General features: G+C 65.5%; 5 protein-coding genes. 1 reads left to right on the top strand and 4 read right to left on the bottom strand.

What is annotated here, in order from left to right; genetic code table 11:
- Positions 1-28: 28 nt before the first annotated feature.
- The 3 genes from WS57_RS02835 to WS57_RS02825 all read right to left on the bottom strand — a co-directional run bounded on the left by WS57_RS02835 (position 29) and on the right by WS57_RS02825 (position 12228).
- A complete protein-coding gene (locus tag WS57_RS02835; protein ID WP_155774254.1) occupies positions 29-9556 on the bottom strand; it encodes a hemagglutinin repeat-containing protein in 9528 nt (3175 codons plus the stop codon).
- A gap of 3 nt (positions 9557-9559) precedes the next feature.
- Positions 9560-10441 carry a hypothetical protein gene (locus WS57_RS02830; RefSeq protein ID WP_069243721.1) on the bottom strand — a complete coding sequence of 294 codons (882 nt, stop codon included), beginning with the start codon at positions 10439-10441 and terminating at the stop codon, positions 9560-9562.
- A gap of 80 nt (positions 10442-10521) precedes the next feature.
- Positions 10522-12228: a ShlB/FhaC/HecB family hemolysin secretion/activation protein gene (locus WS57_RS02825; protein WP_069243720.1), complete on the bottom strand. Its 1707-nt coding sequence runs from the start codon at positions 12226-12228 to the stop codon at positions 10522-10524.
- A gap of 656 nt (positions 12229-12884) precedes the next feature.
- Between WS57_RS02825 and WS57_RS02820 the strand changes: the two genes are divergently transcribed.
- Positions 12885-14126 (top strand): NAD(P)/FAD-dependent oxidoreductase, encoded by a 1242-nt coding sequence (locus tag WS57_RS02820; RefSeq protein ID WP_040131138.1) that lies wholly within the window; start codon positions 12885-12887, stop codon positions 14124-14126.
- A 74-nt stretch (positions 14127-14200) separates the two neighbouring features.
- Here the strand turns inward: WS57_RS02820 and WS57_RS02815 are convergent, their stop codons facing one another.
- Entirely contained in the window at positions 14201-14818 is a 618-nt protein-coding gene (locus tag WS57_RS02815) for a hypothetical protein (RefSeq protein ID WP_040131137.1), read from the bottom strand.
- Positions 14819-14829 lie beyond the last annotated feature (11 nt).

Below are 14829 nucleotides of genomic sequence, written 5' to 3'. Positions count from 1 at the left end.
GGAACAGATGTAATTGACGGTCCCATGGCTACCACCTAACTCCCGTTTCACCTTGATCAACGGAGAAACCCCAACCAACAGATGCAGGATTGTTCGTTTTCCCTACGTTCACACCTGCACCGAAGCCGATAATGGTGGCCGTACCATTACCAGGCGACACCATAATGCCGCCTCCTAAACCACCATACAGTGCGGCCCCCCCACCTGCGTATCCGTCAGCAAAGTTATTTGTCTGGCCCGGCCTGACTGTACTCGTATTCAAATAGCCAGCCGATATATTCACGCCAGCACCAACCGTGTTCGGCAGCCCCATGTTCAATCCTCCGCCGAAGAATGCGTTTCCATCCCGTGTAAATGTCCCCCACACGCTTCCAACGAAGTAATCCACCTGGAAGTTCACGAAATCCGGTAACCGGAACAACCCCGGATTCTTGCCCGTCGTCGTCGACTGATACGAGAACCCGCTACCCTGTGCTCCCTTCGCAATATACGCCTGCAAATCAGGATCGCCCGGACCCAACGATTGCGTCCACACCGTCTGACCCGCCTTGTTCACGCCATACCGCGCCCACTCCGTCCCGTCCTGCGGCATCTCTCCCGACGCTACTCGCACATTGCCCGGCAACACCCCTCCATCGCTCATCACCAGATCCATTTGCGCCATCTGGTCTTGAATCTGCTGCATCGTATATTTTCCGGCGCTTTCCGCTGCCAGCTTCTTCGCCAGCGTCTGCTCCTTCGCCTTACCGTCCTCGTGCAACTGCCGATTAAACCAATCCACACTCGCGCCAGAGATCGCCCCAGCCCCAGCCCCACCCCCAACCACCGCCCCCGCCCCACCCGCCAGCAGGTTCGAAGCCAGATTCCCCAGCAACGCATCCACATTCGCATTCCCCGTCGGCCCTGCATCCCTGATCGACTCGGCAATCTCATTCAACCGAGGCGCGAGCTTCGCCGACAAACCCGCCCCCGCCGCCCCGCCCACAGCGCCCAATCCGCCGCCCGTCAAACCACCCGTCAACGCACCACCGGCAACATGCAACGCCGTCCGGCTGTCGCCGCCCTCTGCCCAGTCACGCGCCTCCTGCTGATACCGAGCCTTGAGCGCCGGATCACTCGCGCCGTCCGCGTTCTTCAGCGCTTCATCGCGCTTCCTGTCCGCGTAGTGACCGATCTGCTTCGCAACCGCTTCCGCCGCCGCCTGAGCCGCGTTGATCAGATCCGACTGACTGCCCAGCGCCTGCTGCAAATCCGGCGTCCTGTTCACCGTGCCGTTCAGATTCGACGTATCACGATTGAGCGTCGCCACGTCCTGTTGCTGATTCGCTTCGTCCGTGATCGTGATGCTGCCGACACTGATCCCGCTCTTCGTCGTCGCGCTACTGCTATCGCGCTCGCTGACAAAGAGCGGCAACGCACCGCCGGTGTTCTTCCCGCTCTCCGGCCCATGCGTCGCGTAGCTGTTCCCTCCGTTGCCCACGCCGCCGCCCGCGCTGATCCCGACACTGCTCGCGTCGTATTCCGAACGATTCTGGATATCCGAGAACGTCAGCGTCCCGGTCGTCAGCTGGTTCTTGTCCTGCGTCGCGGTACTCGCGATATACGCGCCCTTCAGGTCCGTATTGCCGCCGACCTTGATATCGAAGCCACCGTCTCCCGCCTGAATGCCCGCTTGCTCGTTCACCCCCGCATAGCTGCCGCTCGCGCGGCCAGCCTGCACGCTGACATTCGCGCTCGCACCGCCCATGCCTGCATTGAGCCCGCCGCCCGAACTGGTTTGGCGTGCGGCACTCGCGCTCGTATCCTGCACCGATGCGAGATTCAGGTCGCCGCCAATGTCTGCGATCACCGTGTTCGCTGTGACGTTTGCGCCGACGATATTGGTATCGCCGCCGCTGACGATCGTCGCGGTATTGCGCGCATTGACGTGCGTATTGTTCTGCGTGGCCGCATCCGAGTTCGCATCCCCCTGCGCGCGCGCCATCGACGCCGACACACCGAAGCCGCCCGTGCCATACGACACGCCGAGGCTCGCGCTCTTCGACTCGTTCGTGCTGCGCGTGCTGTCCGTATCGGTGCTGTTGACCAGATTCACCATGTGTGTCGCCCGCAACACCACGTCGTTCGCGGTCACGTCCGAACCCTGGATCGTCACGTTTCCCTGCCCGGCATGCTTGTCGCCGGTCGCGACGAACGCGGCCGTGCCGCCGGCCTTCACGCTGCTGCCGTTGTGCTGCGTGCTGTGCTCGGCGAACGTCGACTTGCTGGACGACGAGCCGAAGCTCAGTTCCAGCTTCGCGTCGATCTTGCCCTTCGGATCGTTCAGCGCGTGCGTCATGTTGCCCGTCGCGCCGACCAGGTCCGCCATGCCGCCCGCCGCCGCGAGTGCATGCAGCGCTGCCGCTCGTCCGTCCTGGCTGGCGCCCGCGCCCTGTGCCTGGCGCGATACGTTCTGCGCAGCATCGATCACCGGCGACTTCACCGCCAGCGCGAAACCCGTGCTCTTCACCTCGCGGACTTCTTCGCGTTGACGATCCGTCTGCGACGCATCGATCGTCACTTCCTTCGCGACGCCCGTCACGTTGCCGCCGGCGACGATGTCGGACCCGGTGATGTGCAGCTTGTTGCCGGCCTGCATCGACACACTGCCGCCCGTGCTGCCGATCAGGCTGCCCTGCGAACCCTTCACCGTTTCGCGGCTGCTGCCGATCGTCTGGTGCGTACCATACGAGATCCCCGCGCCGGCGCTGCCGAGGCCGGATTTCTTCACGTCCTTGTAGTGATATTCGCTCGAGGCCGTGTCCGCGGTCGTCACCCTGATGTCGTGTCCCGCGACGAGGTTCACGTCGCCGGTCGCGGCGATCGCCGCGGCCTTCGCCGTCAGGTCGTTTCGGGCCTCGACGGCGACTGTGTTGCCCGACAAGGTCGTGCCGATCGCGTGGGTATGGCTGCTCGAATCGATCGTGTGCGTCGACTTCGACGACAAAAGCCCGCTTTCCTTGCGATAGTGCGCTTCATGCACGCTCGCACTCTGCTCGCCGGCGTTCAGGGTGACATCGCGCCCGGCGCTGACGCCAATCGCGCCGCCCGCATTCGCATAAGCCGCCGTCGTGTTCACATCACGGCCGGCCACGATCGCCAGGTCGCCGCCCGTCGCGATCTGCGTGCCGGTATCGATCGACACCGTGTGTTGTGCGTGATTGCGATCGTCCCATCTCACCGCGTCCCGGCTGCTCTGGCGAACCGCATTCAGATTGATGTCGTTGTTCGCCGCCAGTACCGCATCCCCCGCCACCGCAATCACGGCCGCATCGGCATTCAGATCGCGGCCGGCGACCGCCTGCAACGTGCCCGCATTGACCGTCGATACGCGGTCGATACCGGTCGCGCTGCCATTCGCGGCGGTCACCGAACTCGTCGTACTCGTCAGGTTGAGGTCGCGGCCGGCCGACAGAGCAACGGCATTGCCGAGAATCAGCCCGCCCAGGTTGTTCAGGTCGCGAGTCGCGCTCGCGAGCACGGTTCCGCCCGACACCGTGCCGCTGTTATCGATCGAATCGGCGCGAATGATCGTCACGTGGCGACCCGCAATCGTGCCCGAGTTGCTGTATGCACCATCCGACTCGATCGTGACGTCCTTGCCGGAAACGATCGTGCCTTCGCCGGTCACGTCCGCCGCGTTCGCGCGCAGATAGACCTGCGGCACCAGCACCGTCTGCTGGCTGCCGTCCGGCAAGGTCACCGTCTGATTCACGAGCCACACGATGTCGCTTGTCAGCGCGGCCATTTGCGCATCGGTCAGCGTGGTGCCGATGTTCAGCCCGAACTGCTGCGCCGCCTTGACGCCATTCGCCATCAGGGCCTGGTATGCGCGCTGGTTGTCCGTATAGTCGCCGATGAAACGCTGCCCCGTCGCCTGGATGATCTGCTGCTGAATCAGTTGCTGCTCGTAGAAGCCGTCGCCGATCCGCCGGAGCACCGTAGCCGGATCGACCTTGAGCGCATCCAGCATCGTGTCGCTCGACGCCCACTGCCGGTAGTCGGTAAAGCGTGGATCGGTCTCGATCAGGAAGCGGCCGCCCGGGTCGGTCGTCACCCGATACAGCGCATTGCCCGGCACGCTTGTGTTCGGCGTGACTGTCCGCACGACCACGCCGCCGACATCGGCCTTCACGGCCGATACGTTCCCGACCGCAACGCCGGCGACGCCCGCCCCAACCCGGACTTCTCCATCGACGTTCTTGCCCGCAACCGGCGTCACGCCGGACCCGCTCGTGCCCTGCGCGGCGGCGATCGCCGCCGCGACACTCTTGACCGGACTGGACGGCGTGCCCGGATCGGTCAGCACTATCGGCAGATCGATCGTTCGCGATGGAATGGCCGGCGAGTAATCGGCGGTCGAGCTCGCGCGCTCGTCGCCCCTGAATGCGCCGCCCGACTGAACCCAGGTATGGATCGCCTTGCCCGAGCCCGTGAACGTCTCGGTGCCCGTCGCACCGATGTTCTGCACGTTTGTCGGATGGTTGCCGTCGCCCGCCACGATCCGGCTCTTGTCGTTGATGCCGGACGCAGCGTCGATCGTGATGTGACGGCCCGCGGTGATCGTGCCGGGCTGCGACGCGGTGACAACGTCCGTGGTCGACTTCACGTCGACGGTGTAGACCGTATAGGTCTCCACGAGCCGCCCAGCCACGTCGCCGTTATACGCGGCGATTGCCTGATTGAGGCTCCGATAGGCGGCTGCGGTCGCGTTGTACCACTGCTGGAATGGCGCACATGCGGCGTGGGTCGAAGTCATGCACGACGGGCTCGGCACCCCGAAAATCGGCCGCTTCTCGCCGGTCACGTCGGCTTCCGTCGGCGGCTTGACGGCAAACCAGTCGCTGCCGACCTTGCTTCGGCCGGCGAACAGGCTGCCGATTGCCGTCATCCAGAACGGTCCCGTCGTCATCCATGCCGGATTTGCGTCCGGGGGCGGAGCGACGCCGAACTGTGCCCAGATATCGGCAGGCACTGTCCGGTATGCACCGGTCTGAGCCGCAGCCCCGCTCGCCCCGAAGTTTCCGGCAGGGTAAGCCGTCACGTCGATCTTGCCGGCTACACCGTTCATCGTGTACTTCGCATACTCGGCAAACGGATATTTCTCCGACGGCAGCAAGATGAATTTCTGGTCGTCGTCCAGCGCCCAACGGTAGTCGGTGCCGGGACGGATTTCCTGACTGTTCTTCTGGTACAGGTAAATGGTCGACGGGTCGATCCTCTCGGTCGAGCCCGGCACCTGATACCACAGCTGATTGCCGCTGTCGGTCGCGATCGTCGAAGTCCGGAAGTTCGAATTCAGGTTCTCGAACCGGGTCGCGTCGATCGCGATATCGCGGCCGGCATCGATCTGTGCGCCGTCGTTCGTCACGGTCTGCGCGCTGCCGGTTGCCTGTCGGTTCGCATCCAGCGCGCCGCCGATGCGAATATCGCTACTCGCGTAAACGAGCGCGTCGTTCCGGTTCTCGAGCATCCGTGCACCGATGTCGAGATCGCCGCGGGAAGCGATCACGCCGCCGATGCCCTCGGCGTTCCGGTCGTTGACGATCGTGTTCGCGCCCATCGTCACGGTATCGCCGTAGATTCGGCCGCCGGCATTCGCGATGGTGTCGCCGGCAGTCACCTTCGTTGCGCCGCCGTCGATCAGGCCTTCGTTCGTCACCGAGTGGCTTGCATGAACATCGGTCGCGTTGCCGCCGAAAATCTCGCCGGTCGAACGGTTCAGCACAGTATCGGCGTACACGTTCGCGGCATTTCCCGCCGACAGCACCCCGCTGTTGTCGAGCACGCTGCTGGTCGTCTTCAAGTCGCGGCCCGCTACGATCCGGCCGCGGTTGTTCAACGCGCCTTGTGTCGTCACCTCGACGTCGCCCGCCGACTGGAGCTTGCCGTCGTTGTCGAGCGTGCCGACCGAGACCGTCAGTTGCCGACCGCCGTTGACGTCGCCCCGGCTGTTGATCAGCACATCCGATGCCGTCAGCGTGGCCACGCCTTTCGACTGGATGCTGCCCGACGTGTTGTCGATGCTCGATGCGGCAAGCGTCGCCGCCTGGTCCGCACGAATCGAGCCGCCGGCGTTGTCGATCGTCCGGCCGGCATCGAGTACAACGCTTGCGCCCTCCATCCCTGCGGCCAGCCCCGGCACGCCTGCCGTCGTCGGCAGCGACGCGTCGACAGTCTGCGCATTGCGGATCGTGTCGCCCGTCACCGACAGCGCGCCGCTCGCATGCATGGCGCCGCGCGTGTTGTCGATCGTCTTGCCGGCGACCGTCACGTCGCCGTTGCCGCCGATCTGGCCTGCGACGCTCGACACCGTGCCGGCACTTCGTACCGTCAATGCGCCATCGGCGACGAGCGAACCGGCGTCATTGGTCACGGATGCCGCGTCGACGCTCGCCGCACCGCTCGACGAGATCGCGCCGCCCGTGTTGTCCAGCGCGCCCGTCGCCAGTATGACGCCATTGCCGAGAACCCGACCGCCCGTCGATTGCCCCGGCAGGACGCCGTTATCGAACGTCCGGCCGTGTGTATCGATGTCGATCGCTCCCGCTGCCTGCATCAGCCCCGACCGGTTATCGAGGGCGCCCGAGCGACTCGTCAGCGACTGGCTCGCCGCCACGTTGCCGAGCGTGTTGTCGATCGCCCCGTGTCCGGCCGCGAGCGTCACATTCGCGCCCGTGATCGTGCCACCCGCGTTCAGCAGGCCCGCATGGGTCAATGTCGTGTCGCCGAAGGCCAGCAGTTTGCCGCCTGCGTTGTCCGTCGTACCGGATGTCGTCACCGACAATGCGCCGGACAGCGACCCGATGGTGCCGGCGCGATTCGAAACGGTCTGCGCCGTCACGGTCGCGTCGTGGGTCGCCGCAATTGTGCCGCCGGTGTTTGTCAACGCGTCGGCTATGTCGAGCTTCGCCGCATCGGCCGCCAGCGTACCGTCCGAATTGTCGAACGCACCGGCCTGCGCGTTCAGCGCGCCGGCGGCGGCAATCGTGCCCCGCGTATTGTCGAGTGCCTGCGAGACGGTCAGCGTCGCCTCGCCGCTGGACGCGCCGATCTGGCCTGCCCGATTGCTCAGCATGGCGGCCTTGACCGACAACCCGGTTGCGCCTGCCAGTTTGCCTCCGTCGTTCGATATCCCGCGCTCGGCGGTCAGCGACAATCTGGCCGACGAAGACCCGATCTGGCCTCCCGCATTGACGAGATCCCCGGCCCGGACCAGCGCGTCGCGCGCGGCCGCGATGCTGCCGTTCGCGTTGTCGATCGTGTCGCTTGCGATGTCGAGCACATTGGCGGAACCCACCGTGCCGCCCGTGTTCACCAGAGACTGATCCGCACGCAGCGTCGTGTCGCCGGCGACCGATCCGATCGTGCCCGATGCGTTGTCGATGCGGTTTGCCGTCAACGAGATGCCGTTGCCGCCGACCATGACGCCGGACCGATTCGAGACGACACCCGTCGCCGTCACAGTCAGTGCATCAGTCGTGCCGATCCGGCCGGCCGTATTTTCGACATCCGTTGCGTCGATTCGCGCGGCGTGCGCGCCGATCGATCCTGCCGAGTTGTCGAGATGCGCTGCGCGGACAGTCAATGCGTCGCCGGATGCGAGCTTGCCGCCCCCGTTGTTCAGCGATTGCGCGACGTCGAGCGACGTATCGCCCGCCACGGAACCGATCTGGCCCTGTGCGTTGGAAACCGTATGCGCGGCCAGCGTCAGGCCGTGGCCGCCTGCGATCTTCCCGTCCCGGTTCGACACGCTGCCGGTCGCCGTCAGCGCCAGCGCGCCCGGCGAGGTGCCGATCTCGCCCGCGACGTTCGTCACATCCTTGGCGGCGATCCGCGCCGTGCGGGCGATCACGTGCCCCTGCGTATTGTCGAGCGCGCCAGCCGCGCTCAGCGACAGCGCGTCCGCCGACAACGTGCCGGACCGGTTCGAAACCGCTTGTGCGGTCACGTTTGCCAGACCACGCGCGCTGATGACGCCTGCATCGTTGAACAGTTGTGCGGCATTCAGCATCAGGTCCCGGCCGCTCACTGTCCCGCCGACGTTCGACAACGTGCCGTCGGCCGTCACGTCGACCGCACCGGCCGCATTCACGGTCCCGCCATCGAGCGTCACGTCGTTCGCGAGCAGATTGACGCTGCCGCCCGCTGCCAGCGTGCCGCGGCTCGTCACCTGTGCGGCGCGCGCCGTGACCGAACCGCCGTCGACCAGTTGGCCCGCGGAATCCACGCCCGCGTACGCATGCCCGCCATTGTCGACCGACAGCGCGGCCGTCAGGTTCGTATTACCGCCCGACACAATCGTTCCGGTATTCGACAGCGCCTGCGATGCGTTCAGATCCGTGGCCTGCGCGCTGACTATCGTGCCTTGCTGCACAACTTCCGCGCCGTCGATCCGGATGTTCGCCGCCGACTGCAGACGCGCGGCCGGCGCAATCGTCACGTCGCCGTTGTTCGACACACGAATATCGCCCGTCAGCGAGGTGATCGATCCGGCATCGCGTACACCCACGCCCGCCTCGGTCCCGATCATTCGCACGCTATTGGCGAACATGCTGCCCAGCGCCTGCACGTCGATCGCGACGCCCGGCGCCCCGCCTGCGCCGTCACGGGCTTGCGCGGCGTTGTCCGCATAGTCGACGCGGTTCGCGCCGGCCACCGCATCGATCGAATCGGCCCACACCTGGCCGTTGATCGTCATCGCACGTGCAATCAGGTCGATCGCACTGCCGCGCGCGTCGAGCCCCGCACCGTCGATCCCGAGTCGCCCCTGCGTCACGTCGAAACCGGCCAGCGTACCGTCCGGATTGAAGGTCGGTGCACCGGTTGCCAGCGTCACGCGCGGGACGTTCAGAAAGCCGCAACCCGCACAGGTGATGCCCGCCGGGTTCGCGATCACGAGATTCGCGCGGTTGCCCGCGATCTCGGTCGGCCCGAGCAGCCGGCTGGGATTGCCCGACGTGACCTGATTGACGATCACGCGCGCCGCCTGATTGCCGAGGAACGGATTGCCCTGGACCCAGCCGGCGAGTTGCGTCTGCGTGTTCCGGCCGCTGTTGACGAGCACGGCGCCCTGCGTGCCGACGTTGTACTGCGTGAAGCTGTTCAGCGAGACGCCGTTCTTCGGCGCGGTGATATTGACGAGCGGCACGCCCGATGCCGACACGCCGACAACCGGATGCGCCGGCCCGCTGCGATCGGGTGTGATCGGCAGCGTGGCCTGCGCCTCGGCGACGAGCGGCTGCATGCCGAAGGTACAAAGCGCCGCAAACGCGATCGCGCGCGCCGCGAACCAGATCGAAACGCCGGATTCCGGCGCCGAGGTCGGTACCGTTCGTCGCATGCGCGCACCTTCGCCGCCTCCATGCGCAGACGCATTTTCGTCGACAGCCACCAGCATGTCGCGTACGGCATTGAACACCAGGCGAAAGATTCCGGAATTCATGTTCGAGGTCTTCCTGAAGAGTCGTGCGACCGGCGGCATCGCACGCGCGTCGATGCCGCCGGTCGCAGTCACGCGTTATTTGCAGCTCAGCATCGCGAGGCCGTTGATGCCGCCCGCCGTCGGCGCGTAGACGCCATACGACACGACGAGATACGGCGTCGCTGCGTTCGGGCCCATGAACGACGAGTAGAGCGACGAGCGCGTCCCGGACGACGTCAACATCGCGCCCACCCGGCTGTTGCCGCTGAAGCTCTGCGCCTTGTCGGTGCCGATCGAGTACTGCAGCGTCAACGCCGCGTTCGCGTAGAACTGGCCCAACGCGTCGCTCTGCCTCTTCACGACAGCAATCGCCACGTCGAGCGAGCCGGGCACGGTATTGCCGTCGGTCGACGTCGGCCGCGTGGCGGCGACCAGCGAGCAGTTCAGCTGCGACTGATCGGTCAGGCTGACCGTGACCGGCGCGCCGACCGCCCAGGTCTGCCCCTGGTTGGCGTTGTAGGAATGGCCGGCGGAGTCGCTGCCCGCCGTCCAGCGACCGATCGCAAAATCGCCGTTGCCGGCGAGGTCGGTCACGGTGCCAGTCGAAAGACTCAGCGTGTCCTTGCCGCGCGGCAGCACCGTATACGCGCCCGGCGCCTCGGACTTGAGCAGCGACGCGTCGACGCTTCTGGCCGACAGCACCAGCGAGCCGCTCGGGAACGACCCGTCTGCGTTCCACGAGACGGGCGGCGTCAGCACGTTCACCTCAGCCAAACTGCTCGACAGCGCCTTCGACTCGCCTTCCACGCGAATCGACGACGAGGACGAGGACGCACCGCCCGCCGATGCATCGATCGACGCGACGTTGCTGCCGCCATCATCACCGCCGCCACACGCGCTCAATCCCAGCGCGGCGGCCACCGCCAACGTCGCCGCCGCGACCTGCACAATGCGATGCTTCTCACCTGGGTGCTGCATGGTTTCTCCTTTCTTCTGATTGACGATCAACACAACGCCGGATCGAGATCCCCGACCTCGCCCGGTTCACCCCGCTACGCTCAGAACAACGTGCTGGCCTGAAACAGCAGTGTTGGCGAATCGGTCCTGAAACCTCGCGGCTTCGACAGTGGCCAGCCGAGCGACGCGTCGTAGCTCAGCGTCGCGCCGAACACGCGTTTCGCCGCGAGACTGCCGCGCACCCCGACGACGGCGCCGACGAGCGTGTCGCCGATCAGGAATTGCGCGGCCGCCCCGCGCACCCGCCCCGCATCGACGCCGGCATACAACGCCTGCGTGCCGACTCGCGTCGGCACATACCAGTCGAGTTCGTTGGAAACCACCCAGCCGCTCTCGGCGGCCAGCGTCAGTTGTTGATCGAAGCCGCGCACCGCATAGCGCGTGCCGATCGTAAAGTAATCCGAAGGAGTCAACGGCGTGCGGGCGTTCTGCATGTTCCAGCCGAACTGGTACGTGAACGCGTGGCCGCCGATCCTGAACGGCGCCTGGGCGCCCAGGCTCGCGAGTACCACCTGCGTCTTGCCGTCGAACGCCGGTGCACCCACCACGGTGCCGGCATGACTGGACCAGCCCGGCAGCGACGCGCGCCATGCGAGCGAGCCGTCGAGCACCACGTTGCCGATGTATTGCCGATGCGCGGCGCCCACTTCGTAGCCGACGATGTCGCGATGCTGGACCGGTATGTCCATTCCGTCGATTGCGTTGCGGCTGATCTTGCGGAACAGGTTGCCGTGCAGCGCCGTCCGCGCGTGTGCGTTCCGGTAAATCACGCCTGACAGGCCGGCTTGAAGCGAAGACTGGACGCCGCTGTATTCGATCGGCTCGCCGAAGCCCGCCGCGGTCTGCTTGTAGCGCGAGCGGCTCGCGTTCAACGTCAGCATCGCGTAGCCGATCGGCACGCTGTAGTTGGCGGACACCGACCGGTTGCCTTTGTCCGACGCGCCGAAGTTCGCGTTCGTCGTGCCGGCGATTTGCAGTTGGTCGTAGAGATGGAGCGGCGAGTCGAGCGTGAGCGAGCCCGACAACTCGTACTTGCCGGTCGAATCGAGACCCGCGTTGTCCGCGCCGATGACGGCGTGCCAGCGCTTGCCGGTACCGGGATGCAGCACGATTTCCGAGTCGCCCGGATGCGCGCCCGGCGCGATGTCGACGACGGCGTCGGACTGCGACTGCAGGCGGCGCAGGTTCTCGAGCCCCTGATCGATGTCGCGCTGGTTCAACAGCGCACCGGTCGAAGTCGGCAGCGCCGTGCGCAGCCAGCCGATGGCGGGGCCGTCCGCCCGCACGTCGCTGATGCGCCCCGGCACGACATGCAGCGTCAGCGTGCCTGCCTGCAGCGACTGGGTCGGTACCAGAACGCGCGCCGTCACGTAGCCGCGCTCGATCAGCGCGTTATTGGCCGCATCCTGAATCTGCCGGAGTGCGGTCTTGCCGACGCACTGCCCCACGACCGGTTGAAGGAAACGTGCGAGCCAACCGGACGTATTGCCTTCCAGCGCGACCGCCTGAATTGGAAAACACGGCGTGTCGAGCGGCAGGTTCGCGATGCCGGTGTCCGCCGGTTTTTCGCCGGTGGGCGCCAGCACGTTCGGGCTCGGATTCAGTTCCTTGACGGCTTCGAGCTGCTGCTGTTGAAAGCGCTGGATTTGCGGGCCGGACGTCATTTCGGACGGCTTCACGCCTTGCGCCAACGCTGAAACGCTCGCCAACGCCGAAATCAACGCTGCCGAAGTTTCTCGATGCTTCATTGGTTAGCGGCGTAATGATTGATCCTCGCCGCATCCTAATTCATCGATGCATTTACAGATATATCTACACCAGCTTCATTAAATCGTTTTTAACCTAGCGCCTTGAAATTATGATTTGTATTTGTCCTATATTTTGCGGGGACGTGGTCGCTTTACTTCCATCATCGACCGAACGGATTTGACGTTTTGAAACCTTTTCCGGCTTGATATCCATATTGCGCAGCCCATCTGAACACTGAAACCCACCACTTCCATTCATCCATCAAGACAGAATCAAGCCGATTCAAAGCATGCTTATTCGCATAAATAGAGATAACTCCGATCGGACGCCACAACGGACCCCGTTTTATCAGATTGACACATCGCCTTTTCTTATTCCTCGCCTCAACGCTTCGAATAAGACGAGTCCGCATTGCATCGATGTCGTGCATTTACAACAGACATCGAACTATCTCGAATTTGACGCGTCATTTTCGTCGTGCGCCAACGCCTTTCACCCGCGCATGTGATCCAGCGCTCCACCGCCCCCAACTCGGCACGATCCGCATTCCACCCGAGCCGCCCGCTCGCGAGTATGCTTGCAACTCAAAGGCTCACCAACAAAGGGCCGGCGCTGCACACGCCGGCCCGCCAACTGCCATTCACCACCACGATCCATGGATTTCGACGTCATCGTTCTCGGCGCGGGCATTGTCGGCGTGTCCGTCGCGCTGCACCTTCAGGATCGCGGCCGCAAGGTCGCGCTCGTCGACCGCAACGCCCCCGGCGAAGGCACGAGCTTCGGCAACGCGGGGCTGATCGAGCGCTCGTCGGTCGAGCCGTATCCGTTCCCGCGCAGCCCGTTCACGCTGATGCGCTACGCGCTGAACCGCTCGACCGATCTCTACTGGCACAGTGCGTCGCTGCCCGCGTTCGCGCCGTGGCTCGCCCGCTTCTGGTGGGAGTCCGCGCCGCAGCGCCACGCGGCGGCCGCGCGCGACATGCTGCCGCTGATCGAGCGCTGCATCGTCGAGCACGATGCGCTGATCGCACGTGCAGGCGCCGGCGAACTCGTGCGCGCAAGCGGCTGGATGGAAGCGTTCCGCACGCCGGCCGCGTTCGAGCGCGGCGTCGCCGACGCGCAGCTCACCGCGCGCCGCCACGGGCTCGGCATCACGCCGCTCGATGCGGCGGCGCTGCTCGCGCAGGAGCCGAGCCTCGCGCCGGGCTTTTGCGGCGCACTGCACTGGCGCGACCCGAAAAGCGTCGTCGATCCGGCCGCGCTCGTCAAAGCGTATGCGCGGCTGTTCGAACAGGGCGGCGGCACACTGCTCGACGGCGACGCCGCGACGCTCGAAGCGCTGTCGCCCGGCTGGCAGGTCAGGACGCGCGACGGCACGGCTGCCGCGCCGTCGGTGGTCGTCGCGCTCGGGCCGTGGTCGGACACCGTGTTCGGCAAGTTCGGCTATCGCATACCGCTGCGCGAGAAGCGCGGCTATCACATGCACTACGCGCCATCCGCGCGCGGCGTGCCGTCGGCGCCGATCGTCGATCGTGAATACGGTTACGTGATCGCGCCGATGCGGCGCGGGCTGCGGCTGACGACCGGCGTCGAGATCGCGCGACGCCGCGTGCCGCCGACCGGCGTGCAGCTCGAACGCGCGGAACGGATCGCGCGGCCGGTGTTCGGCTTCGGCGAACGGCTCGATCCACAGCCGTGGCTCGGCTTCCGGCCGTGCACGCCCGATATGCGTCCGGTGATCGGCCCCGCACCCGCGCATCGCGGACTGTGGTTCGCGTTCGGGCACAACCATCACGGGCTGACGCTGGGCCCCGTGACGGGTCGCCTGCTGGCCGAGATGATGACGGGTGAGACGCCATTTACCGACCCGGCGCCCTATCGCGCCGATCGGTTCTGAGCATGCTGCTGCGCCGCGCCGGCGAACGGTGATATCGCTCGCCTGCCGGCGGGCTGCACGAGACAGATTCGGATTCAGTCCCGAGGGGCAATCAGGATCCCGCGATTGGCAAAGAAGCGATCGAAGGTATCGCGCGGCATCGTCACGTATTCCTGCGTGTGCCGCTCGAAGCCCGACGGATTATGAAACACCCAGTCGCCCGTCTTGCCGTCCATGCCGAGCACCAGGACCAGATGACCGCCACGCGCCGGCGGCTCGGACGGTGCGTGCCGGATTCCCGGATGAACCGACGCCATCAGCATGTATCCGTCGCGCAGCCTGGCTTCGAGCGCCGACGACTCCGTATGTTCGACGACACTGCCCTGTATCCGAAATCGCTCGCCGAGCCAGTTCACGAACGGCCGGTAGTGCAGACGCTTGCCGCTGTCGCCGAGTTCGGGGCGATACACGCCGAACGCCACTGCGTCGCGAACCAGTTCGAGCAACGGGAATACGCGTTTCGTGCGATGCGCGAGCAGCATCTTCAGGCAGGCAATGCCGCAGATGTGCGGGCTCCATCGCGCGTATTCCTCGGGGCTCAGTGCGCCCGACTCGTGCCACAGCGGATCTTCGTCGGAGCGAAGCTCGCCGGACAGGAACTTGTCGATCAGCGTCCTCGACTCCCACTGCGAGAAATACGGTACCCGGGTCATGTGTGGTCCTG

The sequence above is a fragment of the Burkholderia pseudomultivorans genome (genome assembly GCF_001718415.1).
GTDB classification, from domain to species: domain Bacteria; phylum Pseudomonadota; class Gammaproteobacteria; order Burkholderiales; family Burkholderiaceae; genus Burkholderia; species Burkholderia pseudomultivorans_A.
The sequence above is the reverse complement of the archived record's forward strand: the minus strand, read 5'-3'. Positions and strand labels throughout refer to the sequence as shown.

Bases quoted from the DNA above. Each gene is read 5' to 3' on its own strand.
- WS57_RS02830 (WP_069243721.1), bottom strand. From the start codon at position 10,441: ATGCAGCACCCAGGTGAGAAGCATCGCATTGTGCAGGTCGCGGCGGCG.
- WS57_RS02825 (WP_069243720.1), bottom strand. From the start codon at position 12,228: ATGAAGCATCGAGAAACTTCGGCAGCGTTGATTTCGGCGTTGGCGAGC.
- WS57_RS02815 (WP_040131137.1), bottom strand. From the start codon at position 14,818: ATGACCCGGGTACCGTATTTCTCGCAGTGGGAGTCGAGGACGCTGATC.
- WS57_RS02820 (WP_040131138.1), top strand. From the start codon at position 12,885: ATGGATTTCGACGTCATCGTTCTCGGCGCGGGCATTGTCGGCGTGTCC.